Here is a 16,894-nt window from a genome sequence, read left to right as displayed (position 1 = left end):
CATCAGCCGCCGAAGATGTCGCTGAATTTTTCGCGTACCTGCTTATCGTCGGCCACCGCTTTGTCGGTATCCAGCGTCAGCAGCTTAATGGTGTCAACCGGCGCAAAGCCCTCCGGGGCAGCCACACGTTTATCAATCGGACGGTTCCCCTGTTCAGCCACCAGCTGCTGGCCTTTTTCGGACAGCATAAAGTCGACAAAGGCCTTCGCCGCCGGCACGTTGTGCGCCCCCTTCAGGATCGCCACCGGCTCGGTGACAAAGGAGGCCCCCTCCTGCGGATAGACCAGGTCGACCGGGCTGCCCTGCTTCTTCGCGCGGATCAGGTCGGCGTCGGTAATCACGCCATATTTAGCGATACCGCTGGCTACCGCCTTCAGCGCCGGGCCGTTACCGCCTTCCGGGGTGATGCCGTTGGCCGCCAGCTTCTGGTAAAACGCCCAGCCAATTGACGGGGTGTTAATCGCGGTGTGCAGATGGTACAGCGCGGCACCGGAGTAAAGCGGGCTGGGTACCGCCACCTGGCCACGGTTGTCGGCGTCGGTCAGCGCCATCCAGCTGTTAACCGGTTTGGCCTTCTGCGTGTTGTAGCCGATCACCGTGGCGATAATTTTGGTGCCAAACCAGGTTTTGTCCTTGTCGTAAAAGTCCGGGCTGATGTGGCTGACCGGCGCACCGGCGTAGGCCATCAGCTGGCCCTCTTTCTTCAGCGCCCCGAGGTTAATCGCATCGGCCACCAGCAGCACGTCAGCCTTCACATCACCGCTCATCATCTCGGTGCGCAGCACGTTCATCAGCTGGGTGGTGCCGTTGCGCGTCCACGACACCTCTATCCCCGGATTGGCGGCCTTAAACGCATCGATGGTCTGCTGCGCGATTTCCGGTGCCTGCGAGGTGTAGACCACCAGCCTGCCGTCGGCGGCAACGGCGGTGGCAGACAGAGAGAGCAGGCCGGTCAGTACCAGAGTGTTTACCTTGCTACGCATAGTGCTGAGATCCTTGAGTGTGAGCCGTTAAGAGGGAATAACCCAGCCGTCGGAGACCGACAGCCGTAAACGATCGCCGGTGCTGACCAGCCGATCGGGAGAAAGGAACAGCGCCAGGCGGCTGTGCGGATCGGCTACCGGTGCCATCTCCAGCTGACGATAACTGCCGCGGTAAACCACCCGCCGCACGTCGGCACAGAAGCCAGGCTGGTCTTCAGCCACCGGCTGCAGATCCGGCGCGTGCAGGCAGACGTTGCCGTCCGGACGTACGCGCTGATCGGGGGAGGCACGCAGGCGATGGCGCTGGCCGAACAGCGTGACCCACGCCTGGCCTGCGCCGTCCGGCTCAATGTCGCTGACCGGTACCACCCGGCCATCGTCGATAAAGCGTGCCACCATCTCGTTGGCCGGCTGGCGATACAGGGTTTGCGGGGTGGCGAACTGCATTACCTCCCCGGCGTGCATCACCACGATGCGATCGGCCAGCGCCATCGCTTCATGCTGGTCGTGGGTGATGTAGATCAGGGTGGCTCCGGCGTGCTGATGGAAGCGGGTAAACTCCTCCTCCATCGCCGCGCGCAGGTGCACGTCAAGGTTAGCCAGCGGCTCATCCAGCAGCACCAGCTGCGGCCGTGTGACCAGGCAGCGCGCCAAAGCCACCCGCTGCCGCTGACCACCGGAAAGGTCGGCGGGCTTACGTGCGCCCATGCCGTGCAGGCCGACCAGCTCCAGCGCGGCGTCGACGCGCTGCTGGCGGATGGCGCGATCCATCCCTTTTATTTTCAGGCTGTATTCGACGTTTTCTGCCACCGACATATGCGGCCACAGGGCATAATTCTGGAAGACGATGCTCAGGTCGCGCTGCTCGGGGGCAAGGTGCTGACCGGGGGCGCTGTAGCAGCGGTCACCGACGGTGATGGTGCCGCTTTCCGGCACTTCAAACCCGGCCAGCGTACGCAGCAGCGTGGTTTTTCCACAGCCGGAGGGGCCGAGCACCGCGATAAATTCTCCGTGCTCAATCTGCAGCGAGACGTCACGCAGCACCGGCTGGCCGCCGAACGACTTGCACAATTTTTCAATCAGGATCGCGGACATAGCGGGTTTCTCCTGCCAGTCAGTTATAGCAACGGCTAAAACATACTGAGGGAAGATGACAGTGGGGTGACAGGCGCAGCTCGGGGGAGTGGATTAAACGGCGGCCGTCCGGCATCATCGCATTATTGCGTAAGACCCGGGCGTCACGCAGACGCTAGTCTTAGCATTCTGACGCCTGCCAGGAAGGGACACTATGAATCTGGATGCGGAATTTACCCTGCGTAAGCTGGAAATTTTTATCGCCTTTATGAACCGCGGCAACCTGACGCGCACCGCCGACGCGCTGGGGATCAGCAACGTCAGCGTACACCGGGCGCTGCACAGCCTTGAGCAGAGCGTTCGCTGCCCGCTGTTTGCCCACCAGGGGCGCAGCCTGGTGCCGCTACCCGCCGCGCATACGCTGTGGGAATACGGCCAGGAGGCGCTGGATATGCTGTCGCGCGGCGTCGAGGAGGCGCGCAAGACCGCCGGGATCGGCCAGGGGCGTATCCGGCTGGGAACCCTCTATTCGCTGACGCTGGAAACCGTGCCGCAGCTGATTATGGGGATGAAAATGCGCCGCCCGGACCTGGAGATGGAGCTGACCATGGACTCCAACGAAACGCTGCAGGCGCGGCTTGAGGACGGGCTGCTGGATGCGATCCTCATCGTCACCTCTGACGCCGTCATTGACCTGAATCGCTTCGAGATGCTGCCGCTGTTTGACGATGATATTTTTCTGGCGGCACCGGCCAACTCGGGGCTGGAGAGCGGCCAGACCGCCGACCTGCGTGATTTTTCAGAGCAGAAGTTTGTCTCGCTGGCCGACGGCTTTGCCACCTCGCAGGGCTTTTATGATGCCTTCGCCGTGGCGGGCTACCAGCCGGAGATCGTTACCCGGGTAAAGGATATCTTCTCGATGCTCAGCCTGGTGCAGGCCGGGGTCGGCTACACCCTGCTGCCCGGCCGCATGAAACGGGTGTATGAAAATTCAGTGCAGCTGCTTAAGCTGGCCGCGCCCTACCAGCGTCGCCAGACCATCTCCATCGTCTTTGAACGCAACCGCGAACACGATCCGAACCTGCTGGCGCTGGCGGCAGAGGGCCGCATGTACCGGCGGCAGCGTGAGGGGGCCGAACGGCAGGCCGGCTGATGCCACGCCGGTCAGAGGCTCCCGCGGGACCACAGTATCGCGATGCTACCTGCAGACCGGCCGCCGCAGGGTAGCGGAAAGGGACAGGGATCGCCGCCCGGCCCGCTGCGAGCAACAGGGTAACGGGAGCATGACGGGCAGACCAGGGTAAGCCGGACCCGCTACCCGCGCCGTTGTGCCGCCCGTTCGGCCAGCCGTTTAATCAGCGCCACGCTGCCCTGCTCCAGCGCCACCGCTTCTCCACCGTTCAGCACCGGCCGGGTTAAACCGGTCAGCACCGCGCCCGGCGGCATCTCCACCGCCAGCCCAACTTCACGTTCTGTTGCGGCAACCATCGCATCATACCAGCGCACCGGGCGGGCCATGTTCTGCGCCAGGTCGGCGGCAATCTGCTGCGGCTGCCACAGCACCCGCGCCGTGCTGCCGCTCAGGTAAGCGGCCTGCGGCCGCGCCAGCGACACCGACTGAAACGCCTCTGCCAGCTGCTCAGCCTGCGTGCCCAGCAGCGGGCAGTGCGACGGTGCGTTAACCGCCAGCCGGTGCACCTTCTGCGCTCCGGCAGCCCGTGCCTGTGCGGCCACCTCCGCCATCGCCACATCGCTGCCGGCGATGACCAGCTGCTGCGGCGCGTTGATGTTCGCCAGCCAGCAGGCGTCGCCCAGCAGCGGCTGCAGCCGTGCCTCATCCAGCCCGATTATCGCGGTCATGCCGTACCCCTGCGGACAGGCCCGCTCCATCAGCGTGCCGCGCAGCGCCACCAGCCGCAGTGCGTCAGCAAAACTCAGCGCCCCGGCAATCACCGCTGCGGCAAACGCGCCGATCGACAGGCCGCAGCAAAAGTCAGGCTGCACGCTCTGCTGCCGCAGGCTGCGGGCGTGCGCCACCCCGGCGATCAGCAGGCACAGCTGCACCGCACGGGTCTGTTGCAGCGCTGACGCCCGATCCAGCTGCCTGACGTCTTCCCCCAGCGCCGTACTGGCCTCGTCCAGCAGCTCGTCACCGCCCGGAAGCTGTTGCAGCATGCCAGGGCGCTGGCTGCCCTGGCCGGGAAAGGTAAACAGGATGTTCACGGCTGCGGGCCCCACGGCTGGCGGGTCAGCAGCGGGCCGCGGGCCGTTTTCAGCAGCACCTGCCCGTCGCGCAGCCACTCAGCGAGGGCAAAGCCGCCATACGGCGTCTCGACCTGGGTATCCACCCGGCAGGGTAGCTGGCTGACAAACTGCTGCCAGGCGCGCAGCGCCTGCTCCGCCACCGGCTGCGGGCAGCGGATCAGCAGGTCGAGGTCGCTCTGATGATGCATCACCGGCACTTCGGTCGCCAGCGCGTAGCCGGCGCTACCGGTGATGCCCCAGATCCAGGGCCAGCGCTGCTGCGCCAGCTGAATCGCCGCCTGCAGCGGCTGCTGCGAGACAAACGGTGAAGCCAGCAGCTGCTGCGGGGTGCTGAGCGCTTCCGGGGCCAGTACCCGCAACACCTGCGCAGGGTCTACCCAGGCCGCCGCCCGCTGCTCACGCTTCAGCCCGCGAATGCCCACCGGAATACGCCCCTGCTGTGGATCGCTGTCGCGGCGCACCACCAGCGGCAGCGCACTGCGCCACTGGCTTGCCACCCAGTCGGGCAGCTCGCCCGATAGCGCGCCAGGCGCTCGTACCCAGAGCAGATCGTGTGGCTGAAAAATCATTCTCGCCTCCTGATGTTTGGCCGCAACGTCACCTGACGGCGATGCCGTCCATTATTACGCTTCTCGTTCACCGCTACCACTGGCTGCGCATCATCTCCCGCACCCGCAACGAACTGCGGCGGTTCTCCGCTCCCAGGCGGCACTGCAGGCCGGGGTCACGCCGCGCGGCGGCCACCGCGGCGGCCAGCGCCTGCTGCACCTGCGCCACGTCTTCGGCGCCTGGCGCGTCCGGCTGGCGAATATCCAGCAGCGCTTCCAGCAGGCCCAGGCTGTGGTAGCTGCCAATGTCGTAGGCCATCGGCGGCACGCTCTGCGCCAGTTTTTCCAGCGCCTCTACGCTGCGCAGGGTGATGCGCGCCGCCGCCGCCTTGCCCATTGCGTGGATCTGCACGCCGGGATCGTTGAAGGCGATCAGCCGGTTGGCCTGGTAACCGTGCGCCAGAAACGCGCCGGACATCGCCCTGCCGACGATCAGCCCGATCACCGGGTGGCCGGCCAGCCGCGCTTCGGCGTAAGCTCCGGCGGCGGCGGCCAGCGACTGGTGGATGCCAAACGCCTCCTCGCGGCGGCCGTAGGCCTGGCTAGGCACGTCGATCACCGCCACGATCGGCCGCTTCAGCGTCCGCTGGCGATCGGCCGCCACGGTCCCGCTGACCACCTTCGCCAGCGTCCAGCCTTCCAGCAGGCCGACCTCACCGCCCGCCGCGCGCGGATAGTGGTTCTGTGCGTCCGCCACCACGGCGATAAAACGCGCGGGTTCGGCGCCCACCTCACCCTCCGCAACCTGCACCGATGCGCACAGCCCTGGCATGCGCGTCGCACCGCCGGTCAGCTGCTGCAACCAGATTTCACCACGCCCCGTTGGCTGATTCATGGCCGTTCCTCCCCGTTAAACAGTGCCGTCACCTGCCGTGCATCCGCCTGCTGCCGCGTGTCTGCCTCTGCCAGGCGCGGCAGATAATAGTCATCACGCTGCGAGCGATGCGGCAGGGGCACGCCGCGATCCAGCGCGTCGCGCATTGCCTGGCGCACCGCCTGCTGGCCGTCCGCCACCATCACATCCGCCAGCCCGCTGCGGCTGCGAACCTCACCGCCGCTCAGGCTCCAGATAAACGGCCGGTCGCGCGAGTCATACTCTTCAATGCCCGCCTCCTGCTCGATCACCTGCGGGCCGTTCAGCCCCAGCCGCGCCTCGCGGGTGACGATCAGCTGGCTGCACAGCCCGGCGGCGATCGACATGCCGCCGAAGCAGCCGACGGTGCCGGCGATGATCCCCACCACCGGGGTATAACGGCGCAGGTCAACGATCGCCGCGTGGATATCGGCAATCGCCGCCAGCCCGAGGTTGGCCTCCTGCAGGCGCACGCCGCCGGTCTCCAGGCACAGCACGGCACGGGTTGGCGTGCCGTTGCGGTGATCGTCCGCCGCCAGCTCCAGCGCCGCCGCCATCTTCGCGCCGGAGACTTCCCCCATGCTGCCCCCCTGAAACGCCCCTTCGATGGCGATGACCACCGCCGGTTCGCCGTCGATGGTGCCCTTCGCCACCACCATGCCGTCATCCGCCTGCGGCACGATGCCCTGCCCGGCCAGCCACGGCGACATCACGCCGTCGAACGGGTCAAGCAGTTCGCGAAAGCTGCCGGCGTCCAGCAGCAGGCGCGCGCGCTGGCGGGCGTTCAGTTCAATAAAGCTGCTGTCGTTACGCACCGGCCACCTCCTCAAATACCTGCTCAATGCGGATCCGCGCCACGCCGGGCGTGGCGGCAAAGTCGTGAATGGTCATCTGCCCGGCGGCCAGCACGCCGAATTCCGCCAGCCGGTCGAACAGCGCCTGCCAGCGGCGTTCGCTGTTGTCCACCGAGGTGGTAATGGTGACGCCGAGCGTGGTGCCGGGCCCGGCAACAAACAGCACTTCCATATCGCCGGAGCCGACCACGCCGGCCAGCGCCCTGCCGTTCAGGCTGCGGGTGGCGGGAACCGTTAAGGTTATCTGTTGCATAACATCCTCTTTATCCTGCTGCGGCAGCATCAGCCACCGCGTGAAAGTCGATCGAGAAACAGGGTCGCCGCCAGCAGATCGGCGGCACCGCCGGGTGAGGCGTTAGCGGCCAGCATCTGCCGGTCAAGCTGCACCAGCGCCGTCCAGCCTGCGGGCTGGCTGACGCCTCCCGCCGCCAGCACCGCGCGTGCCCCCTGCTGCATGGCCGTCAGACCGGCCATTCCGGCGCGTGACAGTACGCAGGTGTCGCTAAGGGTGGTCATCATCGCCAGCAGCGCGTCCAGCTGCGCCTGCTCTTCTGTTGCTCCCTGCCGGCGGCTGGCGTGCAGCTGTGGCAGCGCAAAATCGGTGATATGTGGGAAACCCTGCTGCGCTTCTTCGCGCGCGCCGGGCAGCCGGTAGCGCGCGCTGGCGCACTGGCCGTTGCTGAACTGGCGGGGCATCTGCGCGTCCGGCAGCCGCGCCAGGCGGGCGGCAGCGTCTACCATCCGCGTCAGCGCCTCTGCACCGCTGCCGACGGCATCTTGTGAATCAGCCGTCATCGCCGCGCCGCACACCAGTAGCCCCAGCGCCCAGATCGCGCCGCGATGGGTGTTAACGCCGCCGGTAGCCTGCAACATGCACGCTTCGGCCTCGCGGCCGAGCTGGCCGACCCGCTGGCGCAGCGCGACATCCGCCGGTTGCTGCCAGCAGGCCAGCGCCAGCGCCTGAAAGGCGGGCGTCAGGCTGTGGGCAGACCGCTCCATCAGCGCCAGCGTCAGATCCTGATGCGCGCCGCTGCCGCGCCGGTCGACCAGCCCCGGTTTCGGCGTCAGCCGCACTTCATCCAGCAGGCAGCCGGTGGCCAGCGCCGCCAGCCGCCGTGCCCGTGTTTCCGCTTCCGTCGCGGCGTACTGCCGCAGCAACGTCATTACCAGCTCCGGAATCTGGCCGGCGGCTGATACAGCCCGCCGGACCAGTCGACCAGCTCGGCCACGCTGCCCGCCGCCAGCAGCGAGCGGCTGGCGTCAGTACGGCGAATGCCGAGATCTTCCGGGAAGGCCACTTTGCCTTCGCGCCGCAGCTGTGCCACCCGCTGCGCGCTAACGCCGAGGCCGATATCGGTAATACCCGCTACCGCCGCCACCATCGCCCGCCGCTCCTCCAGCGAGCGCGCGCGGTACAGGTAGGCGATGCCCTCTTCGGTCAGCACGTGGGTGACGTCATCGCCGTAGATCATCACCGGTGCCAGCGGCATCCCGGCGGCTTTCGCCACTTCAACAGCATCCAGTTTTTCCACAAAGCTCGGTTTCGCCCCGGCCTGGAAGGTCTCGACCATCTGCACCACCAGCTTGCGGCCGCGCGCCAGCGGATCCGGCTCTTCGATCATCGCCAGCCACGCCGGGCTGGCATGGCGCCGCCCGTGCGGGTCGTGGCCCATATTCGGCGCGCCGCCAAAGCCGGCCAGCCGCCCGCGGGTCACCGTTGAGGAGTTGGCAAGCCCGTCGATCTGCAGCGTGGAGCCGATAAACATGTCGGTGGCGTACTGACCGGCCAGCTGGCAGAAGGCGCGGTTAGAACGCATCGATCCGTCGGCACCGGTGAAGAACACGTCAGGCCGCGCGGCCACGTATTTCTCCATGCCCAGCTCGCCGCCGAAGCAGTGCACGCTCTCCACCCAGCCGCTTTCGATCGCCGGGATCAGTGTCGGGTGCGGGTTGAGCGCCCAGTGGCGGCAGATTTTGCCCTTCAGGCCGAGCCGTTCGCCCCAGGTCGGCAGCAGCAGCTCAATGGCGGCGGTATTAAAGCCGATACCGTGATTCAGCGACTGCACCTGATGTTCGGCGTAGATCCCTTTGATCGCCATCATTGCCATCAGGATCTGTTCCGGCTTGATCAGCCGCGGATCGCGGGTGAACAGCGGCTCGATAAAGAACGGCCGATCGGCCACCACCACAAAGTCGATCCAGGAGCCGGGGATATCCACCCGCGGCAGGTCGCTTTCGTCATCCACCAGCTCGTTGATCTGCGCGATGACGATACCGTCGTGAAAGGCGGCGGCCTCAACCAGCGCCGGGGTATCTTCGGTGCTGGGGCCAGTGTAGAGGTTACCCTTGCGATCGGCCTTAAAGCCGGCCACCAGCGCCACGTTGGGGGTCAGATCGACAAACAGGCGGGCGTAGAGCTCGATATAGGTGTGGATCGCGCCGATCTCCAGCAGCCCGTCTTCCAGCAGCTGAGAGATGCGCAGGCTCTGCGGCCCGGAGAAGGAGAAGTCCAGCCGGCGGGCGATGCCCTTTTCAAACAGATCGAGATGTTCGCTGCGGCCGACGCTGGGCATGATCATATGCAGATCGTGCAGCTTCTGCGGATCCACCTGCGCCAGCGAGCGCGAGAGGAAGTCGGCCTGCTTCTGGTTATTGCCCTCCATCACTACCCGGTCGCCGGGGGCGATCAGCGCCTCCAGCATTGCGACCAGCGCGTCGGTGGGCAGGACTTTATCGGGCAGGCCGAGGCTGGCGATACGCCGCTGCTTTTCGCGGCGACGCGTATCCCAGGCGCGGGGTGTGGCAGGGGAATGCATGGTGTGACCTCCGGCAGGCGGTGGGCGTGCGTTGCCGCACTCAGACCTGTCAGTGTGCGCGCAGAGTCATGACGCCACAATTACGCACGGCGCTGGGTCGTTAGGCTGGGAGTAATGAAAGAAGAGAAATGAAGTAGATCAGCGCGTTACAGATAACAGAATCAGATAAGCGTCACATAAAGTCATATAAATACGAAAAAAGGACAGCCCGGTGAGGCTGTCCCTTATTCAAGTTCCGGCCATTACAGACGGCCGGTCAGTTGCAGTATCGCAACGATGATTTGCAGCACGGCGTTGATTAACTCAAGCACCAGCAAGGCAATTTCCATCACTTTCTCCCTGTTACGGGAGTGCGCACAGCGCCATGAATGCCCTTGAGCTTCCCTTCACGGTTTGTACCCGGTAACAGGGACATGCGACACTCTGCGGGTGGGGGCAAACCGGGCAGCACCATCTGTTACCGATCGGGATAAACCCTCACTGACTGAACACCCACAGCTCTCGCAACGGCATCCCTGCTCACCGTGCATCAGTATACATTTCGCTCAGATCAAAAAACAATCAGTTGAATCTTGACGTTGAAGCCCTGTTCATCTACCGTAGACCTGTCTGATCTGCTGTGGTCCGGTAAGTTACAGCCTCACTGACAGCATCCCCCGGCGCGAGCGGTGACTCATTCCGGGAAGGTTAATCTCAGGCAGTTGCAGTATCACAACGATGATCGGCATTAAGCGGGTACGGGCTTACTGCTAAGGTTCTCTGCTCAGCAACCAACTGTTGCAGGAACAAAAAAAAGAACCCTCCTCACGGACGGGTTCTTTTTTTATGCGTGCAGTTTAGCGGTCAGGCTGTGGCGTGGTGTTCCGCGCTGGCAGGATGCTGCGAAACCCCGGCCATTTCGGCCATCTCCGCACGGGTTCCCTGCTGCGCCGTCCCCGTCTCTTCTCCCTGCTGATGCACCGCAATATAACGCTGGTAGCGGCTCTCTTTCAGCCGGGTAAGATCCACCAGCACCAGCCCGTCGATGCAGTGGTTAAAGTCCGGGTCGCTGCCGAAATCGATAAACTGCACGCCGCCGGTTTCACACAACTCTGAATACTGCTTGTAGAGCGGCGGAATGCCGGTGCCGAGGTTGGTCAGCAGCCGCTTCAGCGTCTTCAGATCTTCGCCGTAGCTTACGCCGTGAAACTGCGCCAGCACGTCCGGCAGCGAGGCCGGATACGGGCGGCGGGAGGCGGCCAGCGGCAGCGCCGGGGCAAACCACAGGCGGTAGAACGCGACCAGCAGATCGCGCGCCGCCAGCGGCAGGCCGCCGGAGATGGAAACCGGACCGAACAGGTAGCGATACTGCGGGTATTTGGCCAGATATGCGCCGATCCCCAGCCACAGATAGTCAAGGCCGCGTTTGCCCCAGTAAGCGGGCTGGATAAAGCTGCGCCCAAGCTCGATGCCCTGCATCAGAATCGGGTTCATCTGATGGTCGTAGTGGAACAGGCTGTGGCTGTAGATCCCCTCGACGCCCTTGCGCTCTAACTGTTCGGCGGTAGGGATAAAGCGGTAGGCACCGACGATATCCAGCGCCTCTTCGTCCCACAGGATCAGGTGATAGTAGTCATCATCATAGTCATCGAGGTCGCGACGGGTGCCGCTGCCCTCGCCCACCGCGCGGAAGGCAATTTCACGCAGCCGCCCCAGCTCGCGCAGGATCGGCACGTAGTCTTCGCCGTTGCGGCGGTAGAGGTAAATCATTTTGCCGTCCGGCAGCTGGCCAAGCACTTCGCAGCCGGCCAGCGCGCGCTTCAGCACCGCGCGGTCTTCCGCACGGGCGATGGCCGCTTCGGTCTGGAACAGCGCCGGCTTGCCTGCACCGACCCGATACAGGTGACGGCGAAAGCGTGCCGCCAGCGCTTTGGCCGGCGTGTGGCCGTCGTGCCAGCTGGCGTAAGGGATGCGTTTGCCAATCTTCAGCTTCAGCCGCGCGCCGCGGTTATGGAACATCTCTTTGACCAGCAGCAGCATCGACAGCGGCCGGTAGATTTTCGAGGTGAGGTAGAACAGCGCGCTGTTGCGGCCGCTGACGTGGATCGGCACCACCGGCGCGCGGTAGCGGGCCGCCAGCTTAAGGAAGCCGTGGCTCCATTTGCCATCCTTCACCCCTTTGCTGCCGAAGCGTGACACTTCGCCGGCCGGGAAGAAGATCAGCACGCCCTGGTTCTCCATCTGCTCCTGCATCGTCGCCAGCTGCTGGCGGCTGGTGCGGTTGCCCATATTGTCCACCGGCAGCATCAGGCTGCTCAGCGACTCCAGGCAGTTGAGCAGACGATTGGTGACGATTTTCACATCGCGACGTACCTGTGAGACGGCGTGCAGCAGCGCCAGGCCGTCCAGCGTGCCCAGCGGATGGTTGGCAACGATCACCACCGGCCCCTGGCTGGGGATCTGCTCCAGATCGCGTTCGCTGAGTTCGCAGCTGACGTCGAGGTACTCCAGCACCTGTTCCACCATATCCAGCCCCTTCAGGTGGCGGTATTTCTGGTTGAACTGCTGAAACTCTTTTTCGTGCAGCAACACGCGCAGCAGGGATTTTTGCCATGAGGGGGTACGATGCTGAGGGCTGAGTTCTTCCAGTACGGTTTCGATAGTAAACACAGGCGGATCTCCGGGCGTTTTAGCCGACACTACCCAGCGTGGATGAACCGCTTATGGCAAAAAAATGACCGGAATAAGACAGCACTCAGGGCGGTATCCCGTCCGCCTGCCGGGTATCGGCTCCCCTTCGGGCAGTCACACCTCAGCTGAAAAGATAGTTTCAACTGATAACTAATCGGATAATTTGATGGTAAAACGCTCCGTTACAGGTAAAAATATCTCCCCGGATTTAACGAAAAATGAATTATGAACACGGATTTTATTATTCATCACTGGCTGGTTGACTCCGCGTCCGGCTCGCTTATACATCAGCAAACCGGCGAGCAGCGGCGGCTCGGCGAGTTCCAGTTTAAGCTGTTACAGGTGCTGATTGAGCATGTCGGGCAACCGCTCTCACGCGATGAGCTGACCAGCCTGGTGTGGGAACGCCGGGTCATCGGTAATAACAGCCTGCCGAATGCGATTCACGCACTGCGCGTGGCGCTGGATGATAATGGCAAAGAGCAGCGTATCATCCGCACGCTGCCCCGCAAGGGCTATATCCTTGACGCCGACTTTTGCCATTCTGGCCCGTCAGCAGAGACGGTAGCCCCCAGCACCAGCACCCGCGCCGATGAACTACCGGTGAACGAGGAGCTACCGGTGGACGAGGAGCCTGCGCCGTCAGAGGCCGGGCCCCCCGCCATACTGCCAGAGCCCGTCAGCACGCCTCCCCGCCCCAGCCGTTTCTGGCGACGGCTGGTGGCGTGCCAGTGCATGGTGTTGCTGGTGGTGGCCGGCTGGCTGTTCGGCAGACAGATCGCCACCGAGGGGTCTGAAATGACGGAAGTCAGTGCAGGGGTCTACAGCAATATTCGCCTGGTCGAGCTGTATCGCGGCTGGGAGGTCTTCTCTGCAGCGGAAGATTTAAGCAGCCAGCTGGGGCCGGTATTGTTCACCCTTAACCAGCAGCTGGCGAGCAGTAAAATGACGATGGACGTTTACTTCTATGCCTATGGCTCATCACTCAATTACACCCTGTCGCTGAAAAATGCCTGCGGTGCGAAACAGCTGGCGATGAATATCAGTAACTGGCGCACGGATGAAGTACAGCTGAACACACTGATTTCCCGTGAAACACAGAGAAAAATCAATGAAATGGCCAATTGCGCTCGTTAGTGTACTGCTGATTACAGTGCTGCTTTTAGCCGCCGGGCTGATTCACCGGCCCTCCGATAAGGGTGGTGCGCTACTTTTTGACACCTTCACCGGGGAAGATCTACAGCTGGGCTATTACGATCTGCTGGCCAGCCAGCGGGAAATTTACGACACCCACTTCGATCGGCGCGACAACAGCCTGGTGCTCACCCTGACCAGCCCCAATGACAACCGGTTTATGGCGAAAGTCAGCCTTGAACAACCCCAGGCCGACGGTGAAGGCGTCACCTGGCGCTATCGCCCGATCCACTATGCGGACAGCGGCAACGCCAGAATGATCAAAAATATTTTGGGTAACGCGGAGCAGAACGGCGTGCGCTTTGATGCGGTACATTTTGGCAAAGACCTGCTGGCCATTACGCCGTCAGGGCAAATTTTACTGGTCAACTGATACGTCAGGCTGACGGGGCAGCGCTGCCCCGCCAGCGTTAGCGATCGGCAAAACGCGCCCGCCACGCCTTCAGCGTTTCAGGCAGCGCCTGCTTATCCTGCGCGGTGGTGGCATAATGGACGCTGACCCCCTGTTTTCCGCCCGGTTCCACGCGCATCGCCCAGATGTTGCCGTCAGGCGTGTACATCACTATCGCCGCCCGCCGGTTGGCCATCCCTTCGTACCACATCGTGACCACGGTGGCCCCGAGGTTATCCTGGTCATCACCGTAGACAAAGCGGGTGGCCGTGGCCAGATAGTGCGCATAATCACTGCCCACCAGCTGTCGGAAGCGCTCATCCGTGGCTTTATCCGGGAAGATACCGAGGCTCAGTAACGTCGCGTCCGGCCGCGGATCGGCCTCTGCTTTCATATAGATGCCGTCGAAGGCCATGATGCCGGGTAGCAGCACATCACACTTTCCCTGCTGATCGCTGCTCACCTTTAACCGGCCATCCGGCAGGGGGATCAGGATCAGGCCACAATCACCTCCCCATACAGGGTTATAACTCAGCGCCAGGCCGCCATAAAAATCGAGGCTGCTGGTGAAGTCATAACGATGACTGCCGCCCCAGGCTTCCACATCCATGCGGTACTGCCATTTTGCCGGATGCTTGATATTAATCCGCCCGCCGTTGCCCGCCGTAGCGCTGGTGTTCCACCACTGGCCTTCCCAGTCGAAGGTTTGCGGGGTCTGATGCAGCTGGCCAATACCGCTCAGGTAGACTCCCCGCAGGCAGCCTGCGTTGCGGCAGGCATCACGCGTTGCCGCCCACGCCGCGATCCGTTGCGTGGCACCGGGGGGATCCCGCAGCACTTCATCATTAAATGCGTTGCTAAATACGCGATCCAGCCAGCTTAGCTCCGGCACATCGCAGACGGTATTTTCCATCAGGCTGGCCGCTCGTCCGCAGTCCAGCACCTGCACCGGCAGCCCCGATCCGAGTAACAGGCTGCCTGCAAGCAAGGGGAGAAATTTCAACATCATGTATGCTCACGCCTCCATTATCCCGAACCACACCGCGGTGCTGCGGGGCAGCCAAGTTTACACGCCGGGCACTTTTACAGCTACTCTTTCACCCGTTCACCAAACTGTTATAGCCTGATAAACGTGAACTGTGTCTGCTGTTACCGGCAAAAATAGCGTTTACTATCACTCTGTCCGCATTCCATAACAGAGGTAATCCATGGAAGAAGTCAAAAAAATTCTGCTGCGCGAGATTGATAGCCTGAATCGCGCCGAGCAACGCGATAACAAACCGCGCTTCAGCTTCAGCTTTTTGAAAAAACACCCGGGCCTGTGGGCATCGATGTACGGTTGCTACATTCTGACCGTCGCGCTGATCTTTACCACCGACTTTCTCGGCTGGCCGGCCTTCTGGGGCGCGACGCTGTTTATCGTACTGATGAGCGGCCTGATGCTGCTGGACGTGACGCCGAAATACCGCTTCGAGGATATCGACAACGTCAGCGATATTCGCGTCTGCTATTACGGCGAGTGGTACTACATTCGCACCCTGTCGCCGCAGGCGATCAACGATATTCTTAACAACGACAAGGTGCCGGACGAGATCAAACAGGGCGTGGATAAACTGCTGACCAAAAAGGGCGAAGTCGACTTTTACGACGTGTTCCGCCTGACCTGGGGCCAGAAGAGCGCCGCCGCGGTCTAACCCCCTGCCCGCGTGCCGGGCGGTAACGCCGCCGGCCCGGCGATCAGTTCGACGATCAGCCGGCCCAGCGTCGCGACCGCCGCATCGTGTGGCTCCTGCCACCAGGCGGTGTTAAAGCGGAAGTAGTTCGCGTACTGCTCGCTGGATGAGAACATCTTACCCGGCGCAATGCTGATGTTCTGCTCTAACGCCCGGTAGTAAAGCTGGGTGGTATTCACCCCGCCCGGCAGCTCAATCCATAAGAAGTAGCCCCCCCGCGACTCGTTGATGCGCGCGCCGTCGGGCAGATGGCGCTTCAGCGACAGCAGCGCCAGATTTTTACGCTGTTCCAGCACCTGCCGCAGGCGGCGCAGATGCAGATCGTAGCTGCGGGTGCCGAGGTAGGTGGCCAGCGCCTGCTGCATCGGGGCGCTGGTTGACAGCGTACTCATCAGCTGCAGCCGCTGGATGCGCTGGGCATGTTTTCCGGCGGCCACCCAGCCGACGCGAAAGCCGGCCACCAGGTTTTTCGAAAACGACGAGCAGTGCAGCACGTTGTCATTGCGGTCGAAGGCTTTGGCCGGCAGCGGCTTCTCCGCGCCGAAATAGAGCTCGCTGTAGACGTCATCCTCAATCAGCGCCACGTTATGCTGCGCCAGCAGCGCCACCAGCTGCTGCTTGCGGGCTTTGCTCAGGGTGCAGCCAACCGGGTTCTGCTGATTGCTCATCATCCATAACGCCTTGATCGGCCAGCGCTGCAGCGCGCGGCTCAGTTCGTCGAGATCGATGCCGTTCTGCGGGTCGGTGGCGATCGCCACGCTCTTCAGCTTCAGCCGCTCGATTGCCTGCAGCGCGCCATAAAAGGACGGGTTTTCAATTGCCACCCAGTCACCCGGCTCGGTCAGCGCCTGCAGGCTGAGATTCAGCGCTTCCATCGCTCCGTTGGTGATGACAATTTCGTCCGGCGTCACCTGCACCCCCTGTAGCGCATAGCGCTGCGCCAGCGTTTTGCGCAGCGCCTCGTTGCCGGGTGGCAGATTGTGCAGCGCGTCCACCGCCTTCATGCTGTGCGAAACGGTGGTCAGCGCGCGCATCAGCTGGCGCTGCGGAAACAGCTCGGGGTCAGGAAAGGCGGAGCCAAAGGGGATGATGTGCGGATCGCGGCTGGCCTGTAACACATCGAAAATAAAGGCGTTGATATCCACCGACTCCGCCAGCTGCAGCTTCTGATGGCTGACCGGCTGGCTGAGGAATTCGGCGCGCGGCGCCACGTAGTAGCCGGACTGCGGGCGTGACTGGATCCAGCCCTGGCTCTCCAGCACCTGGTAGGCGTGCATCACCGTCATCAGGCTTACGCCGCTCAGGCCCACCTGCTCGCGCAGCGAGGGCAGTTTTTCCCCCGGCAGCCAGATTTCGCTCTCAATTTGCTGGCGAATCTGCGCCACCAGCTGCTCATATTTTGCCACGACTGTTACAGGCCAGATGCAGGAATTGGAGAACTATTATAGGTTGC

The 16,894-nt window shown here is 63.1% G+C and carries 16 protein-coding genes; 4 read left to right on the top strand and 12 right to left on the bottom strand.

Features of this window, described 5'->3' with window-relative positions:
* Positions 1 to 2: 2 nt before the first annotated feature.
* Together GKQ23_RS04595 and GKQ23_RS04590 are read right to left on the bottom strand one after the other, a co-directional pair.
* Positions 3 to 983 (bottom strand): ABC transporter substrate-binding protein, encoded by a 981-nt coding sequence (locus GKQ23_RS04595; protein ID WP_212409881.1) that lies wholly within the window; start codon positions 981 to 983, stop codon positions 3 to 5.
* Between the two features lie 27 nt (positions 984 to 1,010).
* Positions 1,011 to 2,078, bottom strand: a complete 1,068-nt coding sequence (locus GKQ23_RS04590; RefSeq protein ID WP_212409880.1) for an ABC transporter ATP-binding protein — start codon at positions 2,076 to 2,078, stop codon at positions 1,011 to 1,013.
* A 193-nt stretch (positions 2,079 to 2,271) separates the two neighbouring features.
* On the opposite strand from GKQ23_RS04590, the gene GKQ23_RS04585 reads away from it, so the two are divergent.
* The gene (locus GKQ23_RS04585) at positions 2,272 to 3,210 is read left to right on the top strand and encodes a LysR family transcriptional regulator (RefSeq protein ID WP_212409879.1); all 939 of its coding nucleotides are present in this window, start codon (positions 2,272 to 2,274) and stop codon (positions 3,208 to 3,210) included.
* A 161-nt stretch (positions 3,211 to 3,371) separates the two neighbouring features.
* Here GKQ23_RS04585 and mdcH read toward each other — a convergent pair whose 3' ends face one another.
* From mdcH to GKQ23_RS04545, 8 genes are all read right to left on the bottom strand, one after another.
* Positions 3,372 to 4,280, bottom strand: coding sequence for a malonate decarboxylase subunit epsilon (mdcH, locus tag GKQ23_RS04580; RefSeq protein ID WP_212409878.1), 909 nt, complete (start codon positions 4,278 to 4,280; stop codon positions 3,372 to 3,374).
* Positions 4,277 to 4,891 (bottom strand): malonate decarboxylase holo-ACP synthase, encoded by a 615-nt coding sequence (locus GKQ23_RS04575; RefSeq protein WP_212409877.1) that lies wholly within the window; start codon positions 4,889 to 4,891, stop codon positions 4,277 to 4,279. Before GKQ23_RS04575 ends, mdcH begins: the two co-directional genes overlap by 4 nt.
* 73 nt (positions 4,892 to 4,964) lie before the next feature.
* Positions 4,965 to 5,765, bottom strand: coding sequence for a biotin-independent malonate decarboxylase subunit gamma (gene mdcE, locus GKQ23_RS04570; RefSeq protein ID WP_212409876.1), 801 nt, complete (start codon positions 5,763 to 5,765; stop codon positions 4,965 to 4,967).
* Positions 5,762 to 6,598: a biotin-independent malonate decarboxylase subunit beta gene (locus GKQ23_RS04565; RefSeq protein ID WP_212409875.1), complete on the bottom strand. Its 837-nt coding sequence runs from the start codon at positions 6,596 to 6,598 to the stop codon at positions 5,762 to 5,764. The genes mdcE and GKQ23_RS04565 overlap by 4 nt, the downstream gene beginning before the upstream one ends.
* A complete protein-coding gene (gene mdcC / locus GKQ23_RS04560; protein WP_212409874.1) occupies positions 6,591 to 6,890 on the bottom strand; it encodes a malonate decarboxylase acyl carrier protein in 300 nt (99 codons plus the stop codon). Before mdcC ends, GKQ23_RS04565 begins: the two co-directional genes overlap by 8 nt.
* A 29-nt stretch (positions 6,891 to 6,919) precedes the next feature.
* Positions 6,920 to 7,801 (bottom strand): triphosphoribosyl-dephospho-CoA synthase, encoded by an 882-nt coding sequence (locus GKQ23_RS04555; protein ID WP_212409873.1) that lies wholly within the window; start codon positions 7,799 to 7,801, stop codon positions 6,920 to 6,922.
* A complete protein-coding gene (mdcA, locus tag GKQ23_RS04550) occupies positions 7,801 to 9,453 on the bottom strand; it encodes a malonate decarboxylase subunit alpha (RefSeq protein WP_056231522.1) in 1,653 nt (550 codons plus the stop codon). Before mdcA ends, GKQ23_RS04555 begins: the two co-directional genes overlap by 1 nt.
* Before the next feature lie 843 nt (positions 9,454 to 10,296).
* Positions 10,297 to 12,102: a lysophospholipid acyltransferase family protein gene (locus GKQ23_RS04545; protein WP_212409872.1), complete on the bottom strand. Its 1,806-nt coding sequence runs from the start codon at positions 12,100 to 12,102 to the stop codon at positions 10,297 to 10,299.
* 246 nt (positions 12,103 to 12,348) lie between these two features.
* Here GKQ23_RS04545 and GKQ23_RS04540 point away from each other — a divergent pair, with 246 nt between their 5' ends.
* Both GKQ23_RS04540 and GKQ23_RS04535 read left to right on the top strand, forming a co-directional pair.
* On the top strand, positions 12,349 to 13,260 hold the full coding sequence (locus GKQ23_RS04540; RefSeq protein WP_101505993.1) for a transcriptional regulator: 912 nt from the start codon (positions 12,349 to 12,351) through the stop codon (positions 13,258 to 13,260).
* A 16-nt stretch (positions 13,261 to 13,276) separates the two neighbouring features.
* The gene (locus tag GKQ23_RS04535) at positions 13,277 to 13,690 is read left to right on the top strand and encodes a hypothetical protein (RefSeq protein WP_146005481.1); all 414 of its coding nucleotides are present in this window, start codon (positions 13,277 to 13,279) and stop codon (positions 13,688 to 13,690) included.
* Positions 13,691 to 13,727: 37 nt separating this feature from the next.
* On the opposite strand, the gene GKQ23_RS04530 is transcribed toward GKQ23_RS04535, so the two are convergent.
* Entirely contained in the window at positions 13,728 to 14,717 is a 990-nt protein-coding gene (locus tag GKQ23_RS04530; RefSeq protein WP_212409871.1) for a lysozyme inhibitor LprI family protein, read from the bottom strand.
* Positions 14,718 to 14,916: 199 nt separating this feature from the next.
* Here GKQ23_RS04530 and GKQ23_RS04525 point away from each other — a divergent pair, with 199 nt between their 5' ends.
* Positions 14,917 to 15,402 (top strand): YlaC family protein, encoded by a 486-nt coding sequence (locus tag GKQ23_RS04525; protein ID WP_212409870.1) that lies wholly within the window; start codon positions 14,917 to 14,919, stop codon positions 15,400 to 15,402.
* On the opposite strand, the gene GKQ23_RS04520 is transcribed toward GKQ23_RS04525, so the two are convergent.
* Positions 15,399 to 16,847 (bottom strand): PLP-dependent aminotransferase family protein, encoded by a 1,449-nt coding sequence (locus tag GKQ23_RS04520; RefSeq protein ID WP_212409869.1) that lies wholly within the window; start codon positions 16,845 to 16,847, stop codon positions 15,399 to 15,401. The two genes, GKQ23_RS04525 and GKQ23_RS04520, sit on opposite strands and share 4 nt — an antisense overlap.
* Positions 16,848 to 16,894 lie beyond the last annotated feature (47 nt).

This window comes from Erwinia sp. E602 (genome assembly GCF_018141005.1).
Classification (GTDB): Bacteria; Pseudomonadota; Gammaproteobacteria; order Enterobacterales; family Enterobacteriaceae; genus Erwinia.
Note: the sequence above shows the minus strand (reverse complement) of the source record. Positions and strands in the feature narration are given on the sequence as shown.